General features: G+C 58.5%; 21 protein-coding genes and 1 rRNA gene. 12 read left to right on the top strand and 10 right to left on the bottom strand.

The annotated features are described in order from the left end of the window. Positions 1-66 precede the first annotated feature (66 nt). Positions 67-1,548 carry an anthranilate synthase component I gene (gene trpE / locus ACZ0AZ_RS06120; RefSeq protein WP_039757736.1) on the top strand — a complete coding sequence of 494 codons (1,482 nt, stop codon included), beginning with the start codon at positions 67-69 and terminating at the stop codon, positions 1,546-1,548. A 172-nt stretch (positions 1,549-1,720) separates the two neighbouring features. On the opposite strand, the gene estP is transcribed toward trpE, so the two are convergent. Beyond that, complete coding sequence (estP, locus tag ACZ0AZ_RS06115) at positions 1,721-3,628, bottom strand: esterase EstP (protein WP_463537081.1); 1,908 nt, start codon at positions 3,626-3,628, stop codon at positions 1,721-1,723. Between the two features lie 407 nt (positions 3,629-4,035). On the opposite strand from estP, the gene ACZ0AZ_RS06110 reads away from it, so the two are divergent. From ACZ0AZ_RS06110 to ACZ0AZ_RS06095, 4 genes are all read left to right on the top strand, one after another. After that, a complete protein-coding gene (locus ACZ0AZ_RS06110; protein ID WP_463537080.1) occupies positions 4,036-4,629 on the top strand; it encodes an aminodeoxychorismate/anthranilate synthase component II in 594 nt (197 codons plus the stop codon). Positions 4,630-4,638: 9 nt separating this feature from the next. Beyond that, positions 4,639-5,688, top strand: coding sequence for an anthranilate phosphoribosyltransferase (gene trpD, locus ACZ0AZ_RS06105; protein ID WP_039757740.1), 1,050 nt, complete (start codon positions 4,639-4,641; stop codon positions 5,686-5,688). After that, positions 5,685-6,521, top strand: coding sequence for an indole-3-glycerol phosphate synthase TrpC (gene trpC, locus ACZ0AZ_RS06100; protein WP_150743524.1), 837 nt, complete (start codon positions 5,685-5,687; stop codon positions 6,519-6,521). The genes trpD and trpC overlap by 4 nt, the downstream gene beginning before the upstream one ends. A 136-nt stretch (positions 6,522-6,657) precedes the next feature. Further along, positions 6,658-7,359, top strand: coding sequence for a lipoate--protein ligase family protein (locus tag ACZ0AZ_RS06095; RefSeq protein WP_039757743.1), 702 nt, complete (start codon positions 6,658-6,660; stop codon positions 7,357-7,359). A gap of 9 nt (positions 7,360-7,368) precedes the next feature. Here ACZ0AZ_RS06095 and crp read toward each other — a convergent pair whose 3' ends face one another. Next, positions 7,369-8,013, bottom strand: a complete 645-nt coding sequence (gene crp / locus ACZ0AZ_RS06090; protein WP_016772920.1) for a cAMP-activated global transcriptional regulator CRP — start codon at positions 8,011-8,013, stop codon at positions 7,369-7,371. Positions 8,014-8,248: 235 nt separating this feature from the next. Between crp and ACZ0AZ_RS06085 the strand changes: the two genes are divergently transcribed. Together ACZ0AZ_RS06085 and speD are read left to right on the top strand one after the other, a co-directional pair. After that, on the top strand, positions 8,249-8,671 hold the full coding sequence (locus ACZ0AZ_RS06085) for an OsmC family protein (protein WP_016772921.1): 423 nt from the start codon (positions 8,249-8,251) through the stop codon (positions 8,669-8,671). Positions 8,672-8,908: 237 nt separating this feature from the next. Next, a complete protein-coding gene (gene speD, locus ACZ0AZ_RS06080) occupies positions 8,909-9,703 on the top strand; it encodes an adenosylmethionine decarboxylase (protein WP_463537079.1) in 795 nt (264 codons plus the stop codon). Between the two features lie 111 nt (positions 9,704-9,814). Here the strand turns inward: speD and coq7 are convergent, their stop codons facing one another. From coq7 to hemJ, 6 genes are all read right to left on the bottom strand, one after another. After that, entirely contained in the window at positions 9,815-10,462 is a 648-nt protein-coding gene (coq7, locus tag ACZ0AZ_RS06075) for a 2-polyprenyl-3-methyl-6-methoxy-1,4-benzoquinone monooxygenase (RefSeq protein ID WP_039757746.1), read from the bottom strand. 196 nt (positions 10,463-10,658) lie between these two features. After that, positions 10,659-10,997 carry a histidine triad nucleotide-binding protein gene (locus ACZ0AZ_RS06070; protein ID WP_017128660.1) on the bottom strand — a complete coding sequence of 113 codons (339 nt, stop codon included), beginning with the start codon at positions 10,995-10,997 and terminating at the stop codon, positions 10,659-10,661. Positions 10,998-11,053: 56 nt separating this feature from the next. Next, entirely contained in the window at positions 11,054-11,842 is a 789-nt protein-coding gene (locus ACZ0AZ_RS06065) for an SDR family NAD(P)-dependent oxidoreductase (protein ID WP_039757750.1), read from the bottom strand. A 61-nt stretch (positions 11,843-11,903) separates the two neighbouring features. Further along, positions 11,904-12,851: a DUF805 domain-containing protein gene (locus ACZ0AZ_RS06060; RefSeq protein WP_463537078.1), complete on the bottom strand. Its 948-nt coding sequence runs from the start codon at positions 12,849-12,851 to the stop codon at positions 11,904-11,906. 78 nt (positions 12,852-12,929) lie between these two features. Next, positions 12,930-13,898, bottom strand: coding sequence for an NAD(P)H-dependent flavin oxidoreductase (locus ACZ0AZ_RS06055; protein WP_129997718.1), 969 nt, complete (start codon positions 13,896-13,898; stop codon positions 12,930-12,932). Between the two features lie 32 nt (positions 13,899-13,930). Further along, complete coding sequence (hemJ, locus tag ACZ0AZ_RS06050; protein WP_129997717.1) at positions 13,931-14,359, bottom strand: protoporphyrinogen oxidase HemJ; 429 nt, start codon at positions 14,357-14,359, stop codon at positions 13,931-13,933. A 134-nt stretch (positions 14,360-14,493) separates the two neighbouring features. Between hemJ and argC the strand changes: the two genes are divergently transcribed. Beyond that, positions 14,494-15,528: an N-acetyl-gamma-glutamyl-phosphate reductase gene (gene argC / locus ACZ0AZ_RS06045; protein WP_463537077.1), complete on the top strand. Its 1,035-nt coding sequence runs from the start codon at positions 14,494-14,496 to the stop codon at positions 15,526-15,528. 168 nt (positions 15,529-15,696) lie between these two features. After that, on the top strand, positions 15,697-16,047 hold the full coding sequence (gene erpA / locus ACZ0AZ_RS06040; RefSeq protein ID WP_007918905.1) for an iron-sulfur cluster insertion protein ErpA: 351 nt from the start codon (positions 15,697-15,699) through the stop codon (positions 16,045-16,047). Positions 16,048-16,116: 69 nt separating this feature from the next. On the opposite strand, the gene ACZ0AZ_RS06035 is transcribed toward erpA, so the two are convergent. Continuing rightward, positions 16,117-17,208 carry an anhydro-N-acetylmuramic acid kinase gene (locus ACZ0AZ_RS06035; protein WP_217878908.1) on the bottom strand — a complete coding sequence of 364 codons (1,092 nt, stop codon included), beginning with the start codon at positions 17,206-17,208 and terminating at the stop codon, positions 16,117-16,119. Positions 17,209-17,211: 3 nt separating this feature from the next. Beyond that, a complete protein-coding gene (locus ACZ0AZ_RS06030) occupies positions 17,212-18,636 on the bottom strand; it encodes a peptidoglycan DD-metalloendopeptidase family protein (protein WP_463537076.1) in 1,425 nt (474 codons plus the stop codon). 212 nt (positions 18,637-18,848) lie between these two features. On the opposite strand from ACZ0AZ_RS06030, the gene tyrS reads away from it, so the two are divergent. The 3 genes from tyrS (at position 18,849) to ACZ0AZ_RS06015 (ending at position 22,138) form a co-directional block, all read left to right on the top strand. Further along, positions 18,849-20,048, top strand: coding sequence for a tyrosine--tRNA ligase (gene tyrS, locus ACZ0AZ_RS06025; RefSeq protein WP_129998085.1), 1,200 nt, complete (start codon positions 18,849-18,851; stop codon positions 20,046-20,048). Positions 20,049-20,128: 80 nt separating this feature from the next. Then, on the top strand, positions 20,129-20,308 hold the full coding sequence (locus ACZ0AZ_RS06020) for a hypothetical protein (RefSeq protein ID WP_463537075.1): 180 nt from the start codon (positions 20,129-20,131) through the stop codon (positions 20,306-20,308). Between the two features lie 293 nt (positions 20,309-20,601). Then, a 16S ribosomal RNA gene (locus ACZ0AZ_RS06015) occupies positions 20,602-22,138 on the top strand. Positions 22,139-22,178 lie beyond the last annotated feature (40 nt).

The raw sequence follows: 22,178 nt of genomic DNA, 5'->3' as shown, positions 1-22,178 counted from the left end.
TTCTGGCCGGCCCTGCCGGCGCGTTTGCATACCTGACTGATTGCACCTCACACCACGAGGCACCTTATGAATCGCGAAGAATTCCTGCGTCTGGCCGCTGACGGCTATAACCGCATCCCGCTGGCCTGCGAAACCCTGGCCGACTTCGACACGCCGCTGTCGATCTACCTGAAACTGGCCGACCAGCCCAACTCCTACCTGCTCGAATCGGTGCAGGGCGGCGAGAAATGGGGCCGTTACTCGATCATCGGCCTGCCGTGCCGCACTGTGCTGCGGGTGCACGACCATCACGTCAGCATCAGCGTGGATGGCGTCGAGACCGAGAGCCACGAGGTTGAAGACCCGCTGGCGTTCGTCGAAACCTTCAAGGCGCGCTACAACGTGCCGACCATCGCCGGCCTGCCGCGCTTCAACGGTGGTCTGGTCGGCTACTTCGGTTACGACTGTGTACGTTATGTAGAGAAGCGTCTGGGCAAATGCCCGAACCCGGATCCGCTGGGCGTGCCGGACATTCTGCTGATGGTCTCCGACGCCGTCGTGGTGTTCGACAACCTCGCTGGCAAGATGCACGCAATTGTCCTTGCCGACCCTGCGCAAGCCGATGCCTTCGAACAAGGCCAGGCGCGGTTGCAGGAACTGCTCGAGCAACTGCGTCAGCCGATCACCCCGCGTCGTGGCCTGGATTTCAGCAAACAGCAAGCGGCCGATCCGGTGTTTCGTTCCAGTTTCACTCAGGACGATTACGAAAAAGCCGTCGACACCATCAAGGAATACATCCTCGCCGGCGACTGCATGCAGGTGGTGCCGTCGCAGCGCATGTCGATCGACTTCAAGGCTGCGCCGATCGATCTGTATCGCGCGCTGCGTTGCTTCAACCCGACGCCGTACATGTACTTCTTCAACTTCGGCGATTTCCACGTCGTCGGCAGTTCGCCGGAAGTGCTGGTGCGCGTCGAAGACAATCTGATCACCGTGCGCCCGATCGCCGGCACGCGCCCACGCGGTGCCACCGAAGAAGCCGATGTGGCGCTGGAGCAGGATCTGCTCTCGGATGACAAGGAGATCGCCGAGCACTTGATGCTGATCGATCTGGGTCGCAACGATACCGGGCGAGTCTCGGAAATCGGTTCGGTGAAGCTCACCGAGAAAATGGTCATCGAGCGTTATTCCAATGTGATGCACATCGTCTCCAACGTCACCGGCCAGTTGAAAGAAGGACTGACCGCGATGGACGCACTGCGGGCGATTCTGCCAGCGGGCACCTTGTCGGGCGCGCCGAAGATTCGTGCGATGGAAATCATCGATGAACTGGAGCCGGTCAAGCGTGGCGTGTACGGCGGTGCGGTCGGTTACTTCGCCTGGAACGGCAACATGGACACCGCCATTGCCATTCGCACGGCGGTGATCAAGAACGGTGAATTGCACGTGCAGGCCGGCGGCGGCATCGTCGCCGACTCGGTGCCGGCGCTGGAATGGGAAGAAACCCTGAACAAACGCCGCGCGATGTTCCGCGCCGTGGCGTTGGCCGAGCAGACCCCGGACGCCTGATCCACGCAATTTCCCATGTGGGAGCAAGCCTGCTCGCGAAGATGGGGTGTCAGTCACCGTTGATATTGACTGACCCAGCGCTTTCGCGAGCAGGCTCGCTCCCACATTGGGTTTTGTGTTGAGGCATAAAAAAGCGGCGCCCTGTCAGGCGCCGCTTTTTTGCATCTACGACTCAGAAATCCAGCACGACCCCGACATTCACTCCCTGCTGCTTGAAGTCATCGTCCTTGCGGAACGTATAACCGCCACGCAGCGCCAGATCCGCCGTCAGCTTGTGACTGACACCGAGGCTCAAGCGGTTCAGGTGACTTGCCGGTGTGTAGCCTTCCAGGGTGAAGTCATTGGCCGGCAGGGTGTTGAGTGCGATGTTGACCTTCTGCACGTCATCTTCGTACTCACGCTCGTGGGCGTATTCGCCGTACACCTGGGTTTGCGCGGTGAAGTTGTACTTGCCCTGGATGCCCAGGCCCAGGCGTTTTGAATCGCGGCTCTGGTCATCGAAGGTCAGCGCGGTGGCGCGGTTGCTCTTTTCCGAGTAACCGTCGACATCGACACTGGCGTAATCGGCGCTGACGAACGGCGACAGGTGCCATTGGCTGACCGGTTGCGCAATGTCATAGCCCAGTCGGGTGCTGAACGCCCACAGGCTGCCGTCGGTATCGCCTTTCTCCGCGCCCTCGCTGGCGCCGAGGTCGAACTTGCGCTTGAGGTTGTCGTAGTCGAGTTTTCCGCCGGTCAGCGCCGCGTCGGCCCACCAGCGGTTCTGCTGGAACTGGGCGAACGCGGTGGCCATGTAGCTATTGAGTTTGTAGTCGGAATCGTTGTGCCCAGCCTCGAGATTCTGTCGGTACAAACCGGCCGCTACGCCCACGCGCCAAGCCTCGTTCAGGCGATAGCTGCCGCCGACGTTGAGGTTGTAACCACTGCCATCGGCACTCGCGCCGCTGCTCTGGCTGTCGACATCCAGACGTTGTCCGCCGGCCGAGACAATCGCGCGCCATTGGCCGACCGCTTGCCAGTTCTCCCAGTCCGCCTGCCATTGGTTACGCAATTCATCCTGATGCGCACGCACAGTGCCGTGGGCCATTTCCGGCAACAGGCTCAGTTCCCACGGCGCTGCCAGTAGAGAGTAGGCGTAATCGGCGATGAGTTTCTGCCCGGATTCGGTCGGGTGCACGCCATCGTTGTAGATCAGCTTGGTCGGATCCGGCGTAGCACTGTTGATGCCGTAGCGGGCGTTTTCCGGGCAGTTATTGCCACTGAAGCAAGTCGCCGTGAGGTTCTGGTCGGTGGCCAGGCCAAAGCGCCCCGGGTCGGCGAAGACTTCCGAGAGCAGCACTGGAATATTCAGCGGAATGACTTCGGCATTGATGCCCTGCAGGCGCGTCACCAACTGGCTGTTGAACTGGTTGGCGAGGGTGCTGCTGAATGCTTGCAGCGGCGTGCCATTGAGGGCCGGGGTCAGGCCCACGTCGGGCAGCAGCCAGACCATCACGTATTTGGCGCCGGCGGTCTGCAGGGTTTGCACGCTGTCGGCCAGGCGATCGGCTGCGGCGTTGGCCTGGGGCAGGCTGAGAATGCGGCCCTGGAGGAAGTCGTTGCCGCCACCGGAAATGTAATACAGCGCATTCGGGTCGGCGCGCAGGCCGTTCGAAGGAAGGTAACCGGGCCGCGTGCGTTCGCCAGTGGCCGACTGGGTAGTGATCGAGTCGAGAATCTGGTCGGTGCGATAACCGCCGACCGCCCAGTTGTTGCCGTCGGGCTGACCGTTTGCCGCGCGTACCGCAGAACTGGAGGAGGCTGTCTGGTCAGGCGAATAGCCCAGGCGGGCACCGAGCAGTTGCGTGGAATTCAACGAATAAACTTCGCCGCTGCCGTTCTGATACACCGGCCCGGTGCGGTTGGTGTAGCGCTCGGTGGAACCCGCGGGGCCGCCGGTGTCGGCGAAGGTCCCAGCATCGTTGAGGCTGTCGCCGAACACAATGAAACTGGAATAAGGATTGGGCGCCGCATTGGCCTGGGCGCAGGCCAGCGCGAGCAAGCAACTGGCCAGCGGTACAAACAACGTCTGTCTGATCATGAGCAAGTCCGTTTATTTATTGTTGTAGGTGAACGAAACGACAGTACCAAAAACGTTCGGCATTTTGCCATCGGTCGCGAATCCTTCTGCCGTTTTATAACCCGCAGGCCCCGCCATATTGCACGGTCCGCCCAGCTAAGTTACTGTGCCGGAACGTATGAACGAGACCTTCCCCGTGTTGATCACCAGCAAACTTCTGGATCAAGTCATCAAGGCACACGCCCGCTGGCGTTGGCGCGCCTGAATCTTCTCTGCCGGCTCCGCCGGATCTGTATCGCTTTGCCTTCCTTGTCTGTTTGAAATGCCGCTGTGCTGGCGCTCTCTGCGCGTCCGACATCGCGCAGCGCCCTGCGGGCAAGTCATCTGAAGGCCGTCATCAAGTCAGAATTCAAGAGGTTCGAAACGCCATGTTGCTGATGATCGACAACTACGACTCCTTTACCTACAACGTTGTGCAATACCTCGGCGAGCTGGGTGCCGAGGTTAAAGTGGTGCGCAACGACGAACTGACCATCGCCGAAATCGAAGCGCTGAATCCCGAGCGCATCGTGGTTTCCCCCGGGCCGTGCACGCCTACCGAGGCAGGCATTTCCATCGACGCGATCAAGCACTTCGCCGGCAAACTGCCGATCCTCGGCGTTTGCCTCGGCCACCAGTCCATCGGCCAGGCCTTCGGCGGTGATGTGGTGCGTGCCCGCCAAGTCATGCACGGTAAGACTAGCCCGGTATTCCACGAGGACAAGGGCGTGTTCGCCGGCCTCAATCATCCACTCACCGTTACCCGTTACCACTCGCTGATCGTCAAGCACGACAGCCTGCCCGATAGCCTCGAGCTGACCGCGTGGACCCAGCACGATGACGGCTCGGTCGACGAGATCATGGGCCTGCGTCACAAGACCCTGAATATCGAGGGTGTGCAGTTCCACCCCGAGTCGATCCTCACCGAGCAGGGTCATGAACTGTTTGCCAATTTCCTCAAACAAACCGGCGGCACGCGCTAAGGACTTCCCATGAATATCAAGACAGCCCTGAGCCGTATCGTCGAACACCTCGACCTGAGCACCGAGGAAATGCGTGACGTGATGCGCGAGATCATGACCGGCCAGTGCACCGAAGCGCAGATTGGCGCGTTCATGATGGCCATGCGCATGAAGAGCGAGAGCATCGACGAAATTGTCGGCGCGGTGTCGGTGATGCGCGAGCTGGCCGATCAGGTCCAGCTGAAAACCCTCGATGGCGTGGTCGATGTGGTTGGTACCGGCGGTGACGGTGCGAACATCTTCAACGTCTCGACCGCGTCTTCCTTTGTTGTCGCGGCGGCCGGTTGCACCGTGGCCAAGCACGGCAACCGCGCAGTGTCCGGCAAGAGCGGCAGCGCCGATCTGCTGGAAGCTGCCGGCATTTACCTGAATCTGACTCCGGTACAGGTCGCGCGCTGCATCGACAACGTCGGCATCGGTTTCATGTTCGCCCAGACCCATCACAAAGCGATGAAGTACGCCGCCGGCCCGCGCCGCGAACTCGGCCTGCGCACGTTGTTCAACATGCTTGGCCCGCTTACGAATCCGGCCGGTGTGAAACATCAGGTCGTCGGCGTGTTCACCCAGACGCTATGCCGGCCACTGGCCGAAGTCTTGCAGCGGCTGGGCAGCAAGCACGTGCTGGTGGTGCATTCGAAGGACGGTCTGGATGAATTCAGCCTCGCCGCGCCGACCTTTGTCGCTGAATTGAAAAACAACGAAATCACTGAGTATTGGGTCGAACCGGAAGACCTCGGCATGAAGAGCCAGAGCCTGCACGGCCTGTCGGTCGAAGGCCCGGAAGCTTCGCTGGCGCTGATCCGTGATGCCCTCGGCAAGCGCAAAACCGAAAACGGCCAGAAAGCTGCCGAGATGATTGTGCTCAATGCCGGTGCGGCGCTGTATGCCGCCGACCTGGCAAGCAGTCTGAAACAGGGTGTGGAGCTGGCGCACGACGCGCTGCACACCGGCCTCGCTCGAGAAAAGCTCGAGGAGCTGGGTGCCTTTACCGCGGTATTCAAAGTGGAGAATGAAGGATGAGTGTACCGACGGTTCTGGAAAACATTTTGGCGCGCAAGGTTGAGGAAGTCGCCGAGCGCAGCGCCCGGGTCAGCCTGAGCGAGCTGGAAAGTCTGGCCAAGGCGGCCGATGCACCCCGTGGTTTTGCCCAGGCTTTGCTGGCGCAAGCGAAGAAGAAGCAACCGGCCGTGATTGCTGAAATCAAAAAGGCCTCGCCGAGCAAAGGCGTAATCCGCGAAGACTTCGTGCCGGCCGACATCGCCAAAAGCTACGAGAAGGGCGGGGCGACCTGTCTGTCGGTGCTGACCGACATCGATTACTTCCAGGGCGCCGATGCCTACCTGCAACAGGCGCGCGCCGCCTGCAAATTGCCGGTGATCCGCAAGGACTTCATGATCGATCCGTACCAGATCGTTGAAGCCCGCGCGCTGGGCGCCGATTGTGTGCTGCTGATCGTCTCCGCGCTGGACGACGTGAAAATGGCCGAACTGGCCGCCGTGGCCAAAGGCGTCGGTCTCGACGTCTTGGTGGAAGTGCACGACGGTGACGAACTTGAGCGTGCGTTGAAAACCCTCGACACGCCGCTGGTCGGGGTCAACAACCGCAACCTGCATACTTTTGATGTCAGCCTGGAAACCACCCTCGACCTGCTGCCGCGCATCCCGCGCGATCGCCTGGTGATCACCGAGAGCGGCATCCTCAATCGGGCCGACGTCGAGCTGATGGAAATCAGCGACGTGTACTCGTTTCTGGTCGGCGAAGCGTTCATGCGCGCGGAAAACCCTGGCGTTGAATTGCAGCGCTTGTTCTTTCCGGAGCGTGGCGTGCCGATCAGCGGGTCGACCCTCGACTGATATTCTTTCAGACCGAGTCGACCGTTTCGCGAGCGAGCTCGCTCCCACATTTGGAATGCATTTCCCTGTGGGAGCGAGCTTGCTCGCGAAGACGTCCTCATAACCTCTAAAGATTCCAGATCTTCCGGAGTTATCGATGTCGCTGCCAACCCCTCTGACCATCGAATCCGGCCTGCAAGCCGAACAGGACTTGCTGGCCTCGGTCTGCGCTGGCGACGCCGAATTTGGCCTGCTATTCTGGCAACCCACCGACCGCGCCCTGGTCATGCCGCGCCGCCTCAACCGTCTCGCGCAATTCGACCACGCCTGCGAAGTCTCCGCTGCCGCTGGCTGGCCGGTGCTGTTGCGCGAGACCGGCGGCGAGCCCGTCCCGCAATCCGCTGCAACCATCAACATCGCCTTGGTGTATGCCCCGCCTCGCAGCGAAGGCGATCTGAACCGCATCGAAACCGGCTACCGCCGTCTGTGCGATCCGATCTGTCAGTTGCTGGATGAGTTGGGTGGCACCTCGTCGGTGGGAGAAATCGACGGTGCGTTCTGCGATGGCCGCTTCAACGTCAATCTCGACGGCCGTAAGATGGTCGGCACCGCCCAGCGCTGGCGTCAGAGCCAGGGCGGACAACGTCCGGTGGGCCTGGTGCATGGGGCGATGCTGATGGAAGACGAACGCGAGTCAATGGTCGCCGCGGTCAATCGTTTCAATGAAGCCTGCGGCCTGGAGCAGCGGGTGAGGGCGCAAAGCCATATCGCCCTGCATGAAAAATTCAACGCGCCACTGGCGCTGGCGCGTCTCGATGAATTGTTTCGTTTGATGCTGGCGCAGATTTACAGCCCTTGATTCACGGGCTCAACGCGTGCCGAAGACCACCATGGTCTTGCCCTTCACGTCGACCAAATTGCGTTCTTCCAGATCCTTGAGCACGCGGCCGACCATCTCTCGCGAACAACCGACGATTCGACCGATTTCCTGACGGGTGACTTTGATCTGCATGCCGTCCGGGTGAGTCATGGCGTCCGGCTGTTTGCACAACTCCAACAGACAGCGGGCGACTCGACCGGTGACGTCGAAGAATGCGAGGTCACCGACTTTGCGCGTGGTATTGCGCAGGCGTTGTGCGATTTGTCCGCTGAGCGCGTAAAGAATGTCTGGATCCTGCTGCGACAGTTCGCGGAACTTGGCGTAACTGATTTCTGCGGTTTCACATTCGACCTTGGCCCGCACCCAGGCGCTGCGTTCCTGCTCCTGACCTGCCTGCTCGAACAGACCCAATTCGCCGAAGAAATCCCCGGCGTTGAGGTAGGCGATGATCATCTCGCGACCATCGTCGTCCTCGATGAGGATGGTCACCGAACCCTTGATGATGAAGTACAGCGTGTCCGAGCGATCGCCGGCGCAGATGATGTTGCTCTTGGCCGCGTGACGCCGGCGCTGGCAATGCATCAACAGCTTGTCGATGTTCTTGATTTTGGGTGTGGGGGTAATAGCAACCATGGTTGTATCCCGAAAAGACTGCACGGTGATGTTTGAGTTTTTATGAGGCGCTGAAGGCGGTCGCTACAGGGCTGACGAATGGGCGCCAGCGAATTGGCGCCAGCTTACCAGACACTTCGTCGAAAATTCGAGAAATTACCTACAGCCAGAAAGCATCCGTCCTAGGACGTCGTTCCTGTCGGGACAAAGTGCTGTGCTAAGCTGGCGACCCTTTTTTTACAGTGGAGTCTGGGCGATGAAGGCACGCATCCAATGGGCTGGCGAAGCCATGTTCCTCGGCGAATCCGGCAGCGGTCATGTCGTGGTGATGGACGGCCCGCCGGACGCCGGTGGCCGTAACCTCGGGGTTCGTCCGATGGAAATGCTTTTGCTGGGTGTCGGCGGTTGCAGCAACTTCGACGTGGTCAGCATCTTGAAGAAGTCGCGTCAGGCCGTTGAAAGCTGCGAGGCTTTCCTCGACGCCGAGCGTGCGACTGAAGATCCCAAGGTCTTTACCAAGATCCACATGCATTTCGTGGTCAAGGGCCGCGGTCTGAAGGAAGCTCAGGTCAAGCGCGCCATCGAGCTGTCGGCCGAGAAGTATTGCTCGGCGTCGATCATGCTCGGCGCGGCTGGCGTGGCGATTACCCACGACTATGAAATCGTTGAACTCGGCTGAACCGACATTCAACTATCATAAAAGCAGTGCAGACTCTGGCGATCCCCCGCTGACGTCTGCATAATGCGCCACTTTTTTCAGGGCAGTGATCGGTCAGCCGATTGGTCATCCGCCTGAACAGATAACCAAAATCGCCATCGCGAAGAGGTGTTAACCGTCCTACGCAGGTGCGTTGTTCGCACTTGACGGGCATGCTTGATCACGCGGCCGCGCCGCATACATAGAGAGTTTTTAACGGTGAAAAGCAAACTCAAGCTCCACGGGTTCAATAACCTGACAAAGACCTTGAGCTTCAACATCTATGACATCTGCTACGCGGAGACCCCGCAAGACCAGCAGGCTTACGTCGAGTACATCAATCAAGAGTACAACGCGAAACGCCTGACGCAGATTCTCACAGAAGTTGTCGAGATCATTGGTGCCAACATCCTGAACATCGCCAGTCAGGACTATGAACCCCAGGGCGCCAGCGTCACGATTCTGATTTCGGAAGAGCCGGTGACCCCGACTGACAGCCAGATCGAAGAATCGCCGGGCCCGTTGCCCGAAATCATTCTGGCCCACCTCGACAAGAGCCACATCACGGTGCACACCTATCCGGAAATCCATCCGGACGACGGTATTGCGACCTTCCGTGTGGATATCGACGTGTCGACCTGTGGTGTCATTTCACCGCTCAAAGCGCTCAACTTCCTCATTCACCAGTTCGATTCGGACATCGTGACCGTGGATTATCGTGTGCGCGGCTTCACCCGTGACGTTGAAGGCAACAAACACTTCATCGACCACGAGATCAACTCGGTCCAGAACTACCTCTCCGAAGACACCCGCGACGCGTACCAGATGACCGACGTGAACGTGTACCAGGAAAACCTGTTCCACACCAAAATGCTGCTGAAGAACTTCGAACTGGACAACTACCTGTTCGGCGACGCGACCAGCAACCTCTCGCCCGAGCAACGTGCCCAGGTGACCGACCGTGTGAAACACGAAATGCTGGAAATCTTCTACGCGCGCAACATGCCGACCTAAGATTACCGGACACAAAAAAGGCGACCTCCTGGTCGCCTTTTTCATGCCTCACACAAAACCCCTGTGGGAGCGAGCCTGCTCGCGAAGAGGCCATCAGCACCGACACAGATCTCAGATCCGATAAGTACTCTTGGTCATCACCTTCGCCAACAAACTCATGCCGAATTTCACCGGCGCCGGAAAACGAAACCCGCCCGCATCCAGGGCACTTTCCGCATGGTGTTCTTCATCGATGCGCATCTGCTCGAGAATCGCCCGGGACTTCTCGTCTTCGGCCGGCAATTGCTCCAAATGTTCGTTCAAGTGCTTGCACACCTGATGCTCGGTCGCCGCAACGAAACCAAGACTGACCTTGTCACTGATCAGCCCGGCCACCGCGCCGATGCCGAACGACATGCCGTAAAACAGTGGATTCAGCACGCTGGTGTGGCTGCCCAGCTGATGGATGCGCTGCTCGCACCAGACCAGATGATCGACCTCTTCTTCAGCCGCGTGCTCCATGGCTTCGCGTACCTGCGGCAACTTGGCCGTCAGCGCCTGGCCCTGATACAGCGCCTGGGCGCAAACTTCACCGGTGTGGTTGATGCGCATCAGACCGGCGACATGGCGGGTGTCTTCATCGCTCATCTGCGTATCCGGCTGCAGAATCGCCGGCGACGGGCGGTACGGCTGGCCACTGAAGGGCAACAGCGTGCGCATCGCGGCATCGGCTTGCAGCAGCAGACGGTCTATGGGCGAGTAGTGACGTTGGGTAGTCATGCTGACCTCCGGGAAGAATCTCGGCGGCCAGTTTAACCGAATCGGCCGGCGAGGGTTTGCGCTGGGTCACTTGCTGGGCGATCAGGCTTTTTTGTGGGAGCGAGCCTGCTCGCGAAAGCGGATTATCGGATACTGAAGTGTTGAATGTATCGGCGCCTTCGCGAGCAGGCTCGCTCCCACAGTTAGTTGTCGCCAATCAGCCCGGCGGCCAATTCATCTGGCGCTGCCCCAGCACGTGCATATGAATGTGATAGACAGTCTGCCCGCCAAGTTCATTGCAGTTCATCACCACGCGGAAGCCTTCTTCGCAACCCAGCTCCAGCGCCAGGCGCTGGGCGGTGAACAGGATGTGCCCGGCCAGCGCCTTGTCGTCTTCGGTCAGGTCATTGAGCGTGCGCACCGGTTTCTTCGGGATCACCAGAAAGTGCACCGGAGCCTGGGGGGCAATGTCGTGGAAGGCCAGAACCTGGTCGTCCTCGTAAATGATCTTCGCCGGGATTTCCCGGTTGATGATCTTGGTGAACAGAGTATCCACTGCTGTTTCTCCGTTGAGTTGGGCTGAAATGAGTGTACCGCTGCGAAGTTGTCTTGCTAGCGGGGGCAGTAAGCTTTATTGACCATGCCGACAATCGTCCGGTTAAGCCAGCGCGAACCCAGTCGCGGCAGGAACGCCAGCCAGCGGTTGCGTCGTCCCGGAATGATGATCGCGCGGTTTTTTTCCAATGCACGTACGGCATGCAGCGCCACTTCTTCCGGACTCATCAGCGAGTGGCTGCTTTCGATCTTTTCGCTAGTCATCTGCGCCGTACGGAAGAACGGTGTGCGCGTGGGCCCGGGGCACAGTACCGAGACTTTCACGCCGCTTTGTTTGAGCTCCACGCGCAAGGCTTCGGAAAAATGCAGCACATACGCTTTGCTGGCGTAGTACGTGCTCATCCACGGGCCGGGGCTGTACGCGGCCACCGAGGCGACGTTGAGAATCTGCCCGCCGCCCAGCAGCGCCATGCTGTTACCCAGCGCATGGCAGAGGCGGGTGAGGGCGAGGATATTGACCTCTATGAGGTCCTGCTCGGTCATCCAGTCTTGCGCGAGAAAGGGCCCGCAGGTGCCGATGCCGGCGCAATTGACCAGCAGATCGATCTGCCGGTCGCCTTCTTCCAACTCCAGCAAAAAGCCGGACAGGCGTAACGGTTCGCCGAGATCGCAGGCACGAAACAACACTTCGACATCGAAGCGCTGGGTCAGCTCGATGGCGATACTTTCCAGCTGATCACGCTGTCGTGCCACCAGAATCAGGCTGCGGCCGCGCCGGGCCAGTGCTTCGGCCATGGCCAGGCCGATGCCGCTGGAAGCGCCAGTGATCAGAGCGTAACGGGTCATGCAGTTCTCCATCGCAACAGCTCCGCGCCGGCGACGCGGTTGTCGCGGCGAAGAGCGCTGTTCATTCTTGCGCAGAGTCTACAGGGGCCTGCGCCGGTTCGGCTGCCTCGTCGGCGGAAATCGCTGGCGGTTCGACGACCTCAACTTCGTCGGTGATCACCGAGCCGCTGTCATAGCTGCTCTCCAGATTGCTTTCATATTCTTCCTGCACGGCCGAGAAACCGCCAAGCAGGCCTGCGGCAAAAATCAGTGCGAAGAATACGATCCACAACGAGCACAGCACTTTGACCGCCGTGCTGTTCGGCGGAGGTGGTGGGCCATAGCGGTTGGCGCCGGTATTGCCGGGAACAACCATGATCACCAGTGGGAAGAGGCTGCCCACGAACGGCACCAGATTCAACAGCCACAGCCAGCCCGACCAGCCGATATCGTGCAGGCGCTGAACGCTGAACAGAATGCTGACGATCATGAAGCCAATGAACAGGAAGACCGCCAGGATCCCGCCGAGGATCAGGCCGGTGGTCGAGTCGCCACTGACCAGGCCCAAGGCAATCAATGCAAACACACCGACGATGGGCAGGGTCACCAGACTCAAGACCATGGTCCAGGCCAGAAAGCGCAGGCGACCGATCCGGCCTTCGACGCTGAATGGCTTGAGCGTGGCGAACGGCGGCAGAGTTTCAGCAACATTGGCGCGCGGTGGGGCGTAAGGCGAATCCGGCTCAGCCACAGCTGCCGGGTTCTCGTGAACATCCGCCAGATTGAGCTCGATGGCCGTTTCCGCTTCTATACGCGCATCGATCCCGGTTTTGTTCAACGCTTGCAGATACGTCTGCGCATCGCTGTGGGACAGATCACGCTTGAGGGCGACGGCGCGGCCACTGAACAGGCGCTCGATGGCAGCCACATCGCTCTTGAACAGATCCGCCAGATTCAGTTTGGCGGTGGTGAGGTCGACGCCGGGTTGCAGCGCGCCGTCGAAGACGATCTTGTAACGGGGTTCGCTCATGGCCGAGGCATCCTTGTCGCGATTGGGTTTGCTGTATTCAGTTCAATGCCAGTCTGCCAGCGACTGGCCGGGGTATCTTCAGCGCGGCCAGCGTTGTGGCAGCTGTGCGGCGCGCGTTTGAGCTTGACGATATTCACCATCCAGCCTTGCGATCAACTGATCGACGCTCGGCAGGTCGTCAATCTGTCCTACGCCCTGGCCTGCCGACCATACGGTCTTCCAGGCTTTGGCTTCATCGTTGATCGGCTTGAGCTTGTCGCCGAAATTCACCTCGCCTTTGCCTTGCAGGGCTGCCATGTCGAAACCGGCCGCCTCCAGACTCTGGCGCATGAAACTGGCCGGCACTCCCGACACCGCTGGAGTATGAATGATGTCGGCAGCCTTGGCTGTCAGCAGCATCTCTTTATAAGCGTCAGGCGCGTGACTTTCGCTGGTGCCGATAAATCGCGTACCGAAGTAGGCCAAATCCGCGCCGAGCAGCTGCGCGGCGAGAATCTCATGGCCGTGGTTCAAACATCCTGCAAGCAACAGCGTCTTGTCGAAAAACTCGCGGATCTCGGCAATCAGCGCAAACGGACTCCAGGTGCCGGCATGCCCGCCGGCGCCGGCCGCGACGGCAATCAGCCCGTCGACACCCGCTTCAGCGGCTTTCTCGGCATGGCGCCGCGTGGTCACGTCGTGAAACACCAGACCGCCGTAGCTGTGCACCGCGTCGACCAGTTCCTTCACCGCGCCGAGGCTGGTGATCACGATCGGCACCTTGTGCTCGACGCAGATGTCCAGATCCGCCTGAAGGCGCGGGTTGCTGTGGTGAACAATCAGGTTCACCGCATAAGGGGCCGGATTATCCAGCGTCGCCAGGCCCGCTTCGATCTGTTCCAGCCAAGCCTTGAACCCACTGCTTTCGCGTTGGTTCAGAGCCGGAAAACTGCCGACCACGCCGTTGCGGCAGCAGGCGAGCACCAGTTCCGGATTGGAGATCAAAAACATCGGCGCTGCTACTACGGGCAGACGCAGACGTTGTTCGAGCAGAGCGGGCAGCGACATTGTGAACCCCCAGGGATCTGTATCGATTGAAGTTAGAACGGCTTGACCACGACCAGAATTACGATAGCCAGCAATATCAGAACCGGCACTTCATTGAACCAGCGATAAAAGACATGGCTGCGGGTGTTTTCGCCACGGGCAAAGCGTTTTACCTGCGCGCCACACATATGGTGGTAACCGATCAGCAGCACGACCAGGGTCAGTTTGGCGTGGATCCAGCCGCCCTGGCTGAAAAGGCTTGGGTTGAGGTAGATCAGCCAGCCACCGAAGATCAGCGTGGCGATCATCGCCGGGCCCATGATGCCGCGGTACAGCTTGCGCTCCATGACACTGAAGCGTTCCTGGCTGATCGTGTCTGCGCTTTGCGCGTGGTAAACGAACAGGCGCGGCAAGTAGAACAGCCCGGCAAACCAGCAGACGATGCTGACAATGTGAAACGCTTTGAGCCATAGATAGAGCATTTTGGGTTATTCCCTCATTCACGGTAGCCAGATAGTAGAGGCTTGAGCGTCCGCGCGTCACGTTGGCGGTTGTCGCAGGCGCGCGCGGCCCCTATTATCGACGGCTTTCCAGTGGGTTCGTTGAGGGCAGGTTTATGGTCAAGGTCGGTATCGTCGGCGGCACGGGTTACACCGGTGTCGAACTGCTGCGTCTGTTGGCACAGCATCCGCAGGCAGAAGTGGTCGTCATCACTTCCCGATCCGAGGCCGGTCTGGCCGTGGCTGACATGTACCCGAACCTGCGTGGCCACTACGACGGCCTGGCGTTCAGCGTGCCGGACGTGAAAACCCTCGGCGCTTGCGATGTGGTGTTTTTCGCCACGCCACATGGTGTGGCTCACGCCTTGGCAGGCGAGCTGCTGGCGGCGGGCACCAAGGTCATCGACCTGTCCGCCGACTTCCGTCTGCAAGATGCTGATGAGTGGGCCAAGTGGTATGGCCAGCCACACGGCGCCCCGGAATTGCTGGACGAAGCGGTCTATGGTCTGCCGGAAGTCAATCGCGAGCAAATCAGGAAAGCGCGCCTGATCGCGGTGCCGGGTTGCTATCCGACCGCAACGCAGTTGGGTTTCCTGCCATTGCTGGAAGCCGGTCTGGCCGACGCATCGCGTTTGATCGCCGACTGCAAATCCGGTGTCAGTGGTGCCGGGCGTGGTGCGGCTATAGGTTCTTTGTACTCCGAGACGTCGGAAAGCATGAAGGCCTATGCGGTAAAAGGTCATCGTCACCTGCCGGAAATTCGCCAGGGCCTGCGTCGGGCGGCGGGCAAGGATGTCGGCCTGACCTTCGTCCCGCACCTGACGCCGATGATTCGTGGTATCCACTCCACGCTCTACGCGACAGTAGCGGATCGCTCGGTTGATCTGCAGGCACTGTTCGAAAAGCGCTATGCCAACGAACCGTTCGTCGATGTCATGCCAGCCGGCAGTCACCCGGAAACCCGTAGCGTGCGCGGCGCCAACGTCTGCCGCATCGCCGTGCATCGTCCACAGGATGGCGACCTCGTAGTCGTGCTCTCGGTGATCGACAATCTGGTCAAGGGCGCCTCGGGCCAAGCGGTGCAGAACATGAACATCCTGTTCGGCCTGGACGAGCGCTTCGGCCTGTCCCATGCCGGCATGCTTCCTTAAAAGCAGCTACGAGCTTCCAGCCACAAGCGACAAGAGATCAGAGGCAAGCTTGAAGCTCACCGCTTGAAGCTTGCCGCTGCTCCTCTAATAGTTGACCAATTTTCTAGGACAAGCGGATAATGCGCGTCATCACGCATTATGGCGGCGTAACGCCGGGAGATAGTCAGCATGAGCGTCGAATCCTTCACCCCCACGGCTTTGCAATTCACTCAAGGTGCTGCGCACAAGGTGAAGAGCCTGGTCGATGAAGAGGGGAATGATCGCTTGAAGCTGCGCGTATTCGTTACGGGCGGCGGTTGTTCAGGGTTTCAATACGGTTTCACCTTCGATGAAGACGTGGCCGATGACGACACCATCGTCGAGCGCGAAGGCGTGAGCCTGGTGGTCGATCCGATGAGCTTCCAGTACTTGGCCGGTGCCGAGGTGGATTATCAGGAAGGTCTGGAAGGTTCGCGCTTCGTGATCAAGAACCCGAATGCCACCACGACTTGTGGTTGCGGGTCGTCGTTCTCGATCTGATCGCGCTTCAGCGCACACAACAAAACGCCGCAGAGCCTTTCGGTTCTGCGGCGTTTTTGTATCTGAAGTTTATGCCGGGTAGATGGCGCCGAGTACGCGCAGCCCGCGAGCGCCGGTGACGCTTGGCCGATTGGCGGCGATGCCTTCGAGGCAGCAATGAGCCAGCCAGGCGAAGGCCATGGCTTCTACCCAGTCAGGGTCAACGCCGTGAGTTGCGGTGCTGGCGACTTGGGTATTTGGCAGCAGATCCGCCAGACGTCTCATCAGCGTCGCGTTGTGCGCGCCGCCGCCACAAACCAGCAATTCCTGAGTGTCCGATTGAGCGCTTTGTAGCGACTCGACGATGGTCAGCGCCGTCAGTTCGAGCAGCGTGGCCTGAACGTCTTCGGCTGCGAAGGTTGGCAGGTTCGAAAGATGCTGTTCCAGCCATGGCAGATTGAAGACTTCCCGGCCGGTACTCTTCGGGCCTTTGGTGACGAAGAACGGGTCGCTGAGCAGTGCCGTGAGCAGGGCTGGTTCAACCTTGCCGATCGCAGCCCATTTGCCGTCCCGGTCATAGTTCTCGCCCCGTTGCCGGTGAATCCAGGCGTCCATCAGAACATTCCCCGGTCCGCAGTCGAAACCGGCTACAGGTTTGTTCGGCTCAATCAGGCTGAGATTGCTGAATCCGCCGACATTCAAGACTGCCTGGTTACCAGTACGCTCTTCAAACAACGCTTCGTGAAAGGCTGGCACCAGAGGCGCACCTTGGCCACCCGCTGCGACATCGCGACTGCGGAAATCGCTGACGACGGTAATACCGGTCAACTCAGTCAGCAGGGCTGGATTACCGATCTGCACGGTAAACCCGCGCGCCGGCTCATGGCGAATGGTCTGACCGTGGCTACCGATGGCACGAATGGCATCGGGCTTGAGTTGTTGTTGCGCGAGGAGGGTGTGAATGCCCGACGCGGCAAGTTCGACCCAGTGTTGCTGGGCAATCGCCGAGCGGGCGATCTCGTCGGGGCCGCTGGCGCACAAGCCAAGCAGCTCGGCGCGCAGGGAGTCAGGCATTGGCAGGTAGTGGGTGGCGATCAGTTTGATCGCCGAGGTCTGCTCGATCAGGGCGATGTCCAGCCCGTCGAGACTGGTTCCGGACATCACACCGATATACAGGGCCATGGCTTAGCGCTTGCTCGAAGCCAACATGGTGGCCTTCTCTTGATCCATGCGCGCCATCAACGGCTGGCTCTGCGCGAGGAAGCGCGCGCGTTCGGACTTGGCGATCGGATCGGCCATCGGCAGCTTCTGGCCCAGCGGATCGACGTGAACGCCGTTGACCTGGAACTCATAGTGCAGATGAGGGCCGGTGGAGAGGCCGGTGGTACCGATGTAGCCAATGACTTGACCCTGCTTGACAGTGCCGCCGGTTTTCACGCCTTTGGCGAAGCCCTGCATATGGCCATAGAGCGTACGATAAGTGTTGCCGTGCTGAATGATCACAGTGTTGCCGTAACCACCACGACGACCGGCCAGCAACACTTTGCCGTCACCGGCAGCCTTGATCGGCGTGCCTCGCGGCGCTGCATAATCGACACCTTTGTGCGCGCGGATCTTGTTGAGGATAGGGTGCTTGCGGCCCATGGAGAACTTCGAGCTGATGCGGGCGAAGTCAACCGGCGTACGGATGAAGGCCTTGCGCATGCTGTTGCCATCGGCAGTGTAATAGCTGCTGTTGCCTTGTTTGTTGGTGTAGCGAACAGCGGTGTAAGTCTTCCCGCGGTTGGTGAAGCGCGCCGACAGGATCGGGCCGGTGCCGACAGCCTTGCCGTTGATGACTTTCTGCTCGTAGATCACATCGAATTCATCACCCTGACGAATGTCCTGCGCGAAATCGATGTCGTAGCCAAAGACGCTGGCCATGTCCATGGTCATGCTGTGAGAAAGGCCGGCGCGGGCTGCGGACTGCGACAGTGAGCTGTTGATGACACCGTGGACGTAGGCAGTGCGAACGGTTGGCTTGGCAGTCACTCGGTTGAACGAATAACCCTTGTCATTCTTGGTCAGGGTGATGGTTTCAACGTCGCTGACCTTGCTGTGCAGGCTGGTCAACTGGCCTTCCGGGCTGAGTTCGAATTCGAGTTTCTGACCGCGCTTGAGTTGGCTGAACTGCTTGGCTTGCTTGTCGCTTGCCAGTATTTCGTGCACGGAGGCTGCCGGTAGGCCGACTTTTTCAAACAGGGTAGACAGCGTATCGCCTTTGGAAACCACGACCTCGCGGTGCCCAGGCTCTTTTGGTTTCTCAGCAGGGGCTACAGGTGACGGCGCGGTTTCAGCGGTTTGCGCGGCGTTTTCGTCGCTGTTTTCGATTTGTGCGAACGGCGAAGCTACGGGCTCGTTTGTGGCTTGAGTCGCATCAGCAGCGTCTTGGTCTTGTGTCAGTTGTTCAGCGGGACTTTCCAGTTCAAGACTCAGAGTCGTCTTTTTGGCTTCAACATCGCTGGAGGGAAATACCAGCAGCGCCAGGCTGAGAAGGGCGGCGATTCCACTTGCGGCGAGCAGGTGGGTCTTCGGGTAAAGCGGGGGCGCTTTAGACGGTTCTGTGGTCATAGGTAATTTTTGACTTTGAAATAGATGAATTGGAAAAGATGAATGACATGATGAAGATGAAATAACTGTATAAAATATAACCAAATCATCGCTGAAGCAAGTCTACAGACCTCGGGTCTGTGGATTGGTGTCCGTGCGCCGGGCAAAACTTGTAATTGGTGCGCGTTCTTGTATGGTTGGTTCCCTTTGAATCTGAGCCTTGCGGGTCTGTTATGAAGTCGGTTGAAGAGCAGCTAGCGCTGATTAAACGTGGTGCGGAAGAACTATTGGTCGAGTCCGAGCTGGTCGAGAAGCTCAAGCGCGGCCAACCGCTGCGTATCAAGGCTGGTTTCGACCCTACCGCTCCGGATCTGCATCTTGGGCATACCGTGCTTATTAATAAGCTGCGTCAGTTCCAGGAACTGGGGCACCAGGTGATCTTCCTTATAGGTGACTTCACCGGGATGATCGGTGATCCGAGTGGCAAGAGCGCCACGCGTCCGCCACTGACGCGTGAGCAGGTTCTGGAGAATGCCGAGACCTACAAGACTCAGGTTTTCAAAATCCTTGATCCGGCGAAAACCGAAGTTGCCTTCAACTCCACTTGGATGGACAAGATGGGGCCGGCGGATTTCATTCGTCTGACCTCGCAATACACCGTCGCTCGCATGCTTGAGCGCGATGACTTCGACAAGCGCTATACCACCAACCAGCCGATCGCTATTCACGAGTTCCTCTATCCGCTGGTTCAGGGTTATGACTCGGTCGCGCTGCGCGCCGATGTCGAGCTGGGCGGTACCGATCAGAAATTCAACCTGCTGATGGGTCGCGAGTTGCAGCGTGGGTATGGTCAGGAGGCACAGTGCATTCTGACCATGCCATTGCTGGAAGGTCTGGATGGCGTGAAGAAGATGTCCAAGTCGCTGGGTAACTATGTCGGTATCCAGGAAGCGCCGGGCGTCATGTACAGCAAGCTGGTTTCCATCCCGGATGCGCTGATGTGGCGTTACTTCGAGTTGCTCAGCTTCCGTTCGATGGATGATATCAACGCATTCCGGGCTGACGTCGAAGCTGGGGCGAATCCACGTGATATCAAAATCAAACTCGCTGAAGAGATCGTTGCGCGTTTCCATGGTGAAGAGGCTGCGGCGAACGCTCACCGAGGCGCTGGCAACCGCATGAAGGATGGCGAACTTCCAGATGACTTGCCTGAGATCGAGCTGTCTTCGGTTGAGGATATGCCAATCGCTGCCGTCCTTAATAAGGCAGGCTTGGTGAAGAACTCAGCGGCGGCGCGAGATCTGTTGGCAGCTGGCGGGGTGCGTGTCGATGGCGAAGTTGTTGATCGCTCCTTTATATATGTACTGGGCACGACTCACGTTTGCCAGGCCGGCAAGAAGGCTTTTGCACGTATTACGCTGAAATCTGAATAAAGTTGAAATTGGGGGTTGACGGCGAATTCCAGAGGTCTATAATTCGCCCCACTTCCGGCGCAGTCGAAACGGAAAACTCCTTGAGATTCAAAGAGTTGCGCGGTTTTCGACAGCGACTTGCTTCAGATCATCGAAGCCTGGAAGAAGTTGAGAGAGCGGTGATGTTTGGCTCTTTTAACGGTTCGATCTTATCGGTCGAAAGCGGAGAAAAAGAGGTGTTGACAGCAGCGATTAACGCTGTAGAATTCGCCTCCCGCTAACGAGAGATCGGAAGCGCAAGTGGTTGAAGTTGTTGAAGAATTCTTCGAAAACTTCTGAAAATAATCACTTGACAGCAAATGAGGCTGCTGTAGAATGCGCGCCTCGGTTGAGACGAAAGATCTTAACCAACCGCTCTTTAACAACTGAATCAAGCAATTCGTGTGGGTGCTTGTGCAGTCAGGCTGATAGTCAACAAGATTATCAGCATCACAAGTTACTCCGCGAGAAATCAAAGATGTAACCAACGATTGCTGAGCCAAGTTTAGGGTTTCTTAAAAACCCAAAGATGTTTGAACTGAAGAGTTTGATCATGGCTCAGATTGAACGCTGGCGGCAGGCCTAACACATGCAAGTCGAGCGGATGAAAGGAGCTTGCTCCTGGATTCAGCGGCGGACGGGTGAGTAATGCCTAGGAATCTGCCTGGTAGTGGGGGACAACGTTTCGAAAGGAACGCTAATACCGCATACGTCCTACGGGAGAAAGCAGGGGACCTTCGGGCCTTGCGCTATCAGATGAGCCTAGGTCGGATTAGCTAGTTGGTGAGGTAATGGCTCACCAAGGCGACGATCCGTAACTGGTCTGAGAGGATGATCAGTCACACTGGAACTGAGACACGGTCCAGACTCCTACGGGAGGCAGCAGTGGGGAATATTGGACAATGGGCGAAAGCCTGATCCAGCCATGCCGCGTGTGTGAAGAAGGTCTTCGGATTGTAAAGCACTTTAAGTTGGGAGGAAGGGTTGTAGATTAATACTCTGCAATTTTGACGTTACCGACAGAATAAGCACCGGCTAACTCTGTGCCAGCAGCCGCGGTAATACAGAGGGTGCAAGCGTTAATCGGAATTACTGGGCGTAAAGCGCGCGTAGGTGGTTTGTTAAGTTGGATGTGAAATCCCCGGGCTCAACCTGGGAACTGCATCCAAAACTGGCAAGCTAGAGTATGGTAGAGGGTGGTGGAATTTCCTGTGTAGCGGTGAAATGCGTAGATATAGGAAGGAACACCAGTGGCGAAGGCGACCACCTGGACTGATACTGACACTGAGGTGCGAAAGCGTGGGGAGCAAACAGGATTAGATACCCTGGTAGTCCACGCCGTAAACGATGTCAACTAGCCGTTGGGAGCCTTGAGCTCTTAGTGGCGCAGCTAACGCATTAAGTTGACCGCCTGGGGAGTACGGCCGCAAGGTTAAAACTCAAATGAATTGACGGGGGCCCGCACAAGCGGTGGAGCATGTGGTTTAATTCGAAGCAACGCGAAGAACCTTACCAGGCCTTGACATCCAATGAACTTTCCAGAGATGGATTGGTGCCTTCGGGAACATTGAGACAGGTGCTGCATGGCTGTCGTCAGCTCGTGTCGTGAGATGTTGGGTTAAGTCCCGTAACGAGCGCAACCCTTGTCCTTAGTTACCAGCACGTAATGGTGGGCACTCTAAGGAGACTGCCGGTGACAAACCGGAGGAAGGTGGGGATGACGTCAAGTCATCATGGCCCTTACGGCCTGGGCTACACACGTGCTACAATGGTCGGTACAAAGGGTTGCCAAGCCGCGAGGTGGAGCTAATCCCATAAAACCGATCGTAGTCCGGATCGCAGTCTGCAACTCGACTGCGTGAAGTCGGAATCGCTAGTAATCGCGAATCAGAATGTCGCGGTGAATACGTTCCCGGGCCTTGTACACACCGCCCGTCACACCATGGGAGTGGGTTGCACCAGAAGTAGCTAGTCTAACCTTCGGGAGGACGGTTACCACGGTGTGATTCATGACTGGGGTGAAGTCGTAACAAGGTAGCCGTAGGGGAACCTGCGGCTGGATCACCTCCTTAATCGACGACATCAGCTGCTGCATGAGCTCCCACACGAATT

Source organism: Pseudomonas sp. AC239 (assembly GCF_979258545.1).
This window is presented reverse-complemented; position numbering and strand designations above follow the sequence as displayed.

Coding starts and splice junctions, on each gene's coding strand:
- ACZ0AZ_RS06085 (WP_016772921.1), top strand. CDS start 8,249: ATGAAGGCACGCATCCAATGGGCTGGCGAAGCCATGTTCCTCGGCGAA.
- ACZ0AZ_RS06065 (WP_039757750.1), bottom strand. CDS start 11,842: ATGACCCGTTACGCTCTGATCACTGGCGCTTCCAGCGGCATCGGCCTG.
- ACZ0AZ_RS06060 (WP_463537078.1), bottom strand. CDS start 12,851: ATGAGCGAACCCCGTTACAAGATCGTCTTCGACGGCGCGCTGCAACCC.
- ACZ0AZ_RS06030 (WP_463537076.1), bottom strand. CDS start 18,636: ATGACCACAGAACCGTCTAAAGCGCCCCCGCTTTACCCGAAGACCCAC.
- trpE (WP_039757736.1), top strand. CDS start 67: ATGAATCGCGAAGAATTCCTGCGTCTGGCCGCTGACGGCTATAACCGC.
- coq7 (WP_039757746.1), bottom strand. CDS start 10,462: ATGACTACCCAACGTCACTACTCGCCCATAGACCGTCTGCTGCTGCAA.
- hemJ (WP_129997717.1), bottom strand. CDS start 14,359: ATGCTCTATCTATGGCTCAAAGCGTTTCACATTGTCAGCATCGTCTGC.
- erpA (WP_007918905.1), top strand. CDS start 15,697: ATGAGCGTCGAATCCTTCACCCCCACGGCTTTGCAATTCACTCAAGGT.
- estP (WP_463537081.1), bottom strand. CDS start 3,628: ATGATCAGACAGACGTTGTTTGTACCGCTGGCCAGTTGCTTGCTCGCG.
- tyrS (WP_129998085.1), top strand. CDS start 18,849: ATGAAGTCGGTTGAAGAGCAGCTAGCGCTGATTAAACGTGGTGCGGAA.
- ACZ0AZ_RS06035 (WP_217878908.1), bottom strand. CDS start 17,208: ATGGCCCTGTATATCGGTGTGATGTCCGGAACCAGTCTCGACGGGCTG.
- ACZ0AZ_RS06055 (WP_129997718.1), bottom strand. CDS start 13,898: ATGTCGCTGCCCGCTCTGCTCGAACAACGTCTGCGTCTGCCCGTAGTA.
- ACZ0AZ_RS06095 (WP_039757743.1), top strand. CDS start 6,658: ATGTCGCTGCCAACCCCTCTGACCATCGAATCCGGCCTGCAAGCCGAA.
- trpC (WP_150743524.1), top strand. CDS start 5,685: ATGAGTGTACCGACGGTTCTGGAAAACATTTTGGCGCGCAAGGTTGAG.
- crp (WP_016772920.1), bottom strand. CDS start 8,013: ATGGTTGCTATTACCCCCACACCCAAAATCAAGAACATCGACAAGCTG.
- argC (WP_463537077.1), top strand. CDS start 14,494: ATGGTCAAGGTCGGTATCGTCGGCGGCACGGGTTACACCGGTGTCGAA.
- ACZ0AZ_RS06110 (WP_463537080.1), top strand. CDS start 4,036: ATGTTGCTGATGATCGACAACTACGACTCCTTTACCTACAACGTTGTG.
- trpD (WP_039757740.1), top strand. CDS start 4,639: ATGAATATCAAGACAGCCCTGAGCCGTATCGTCGAACACCTCGACCTG.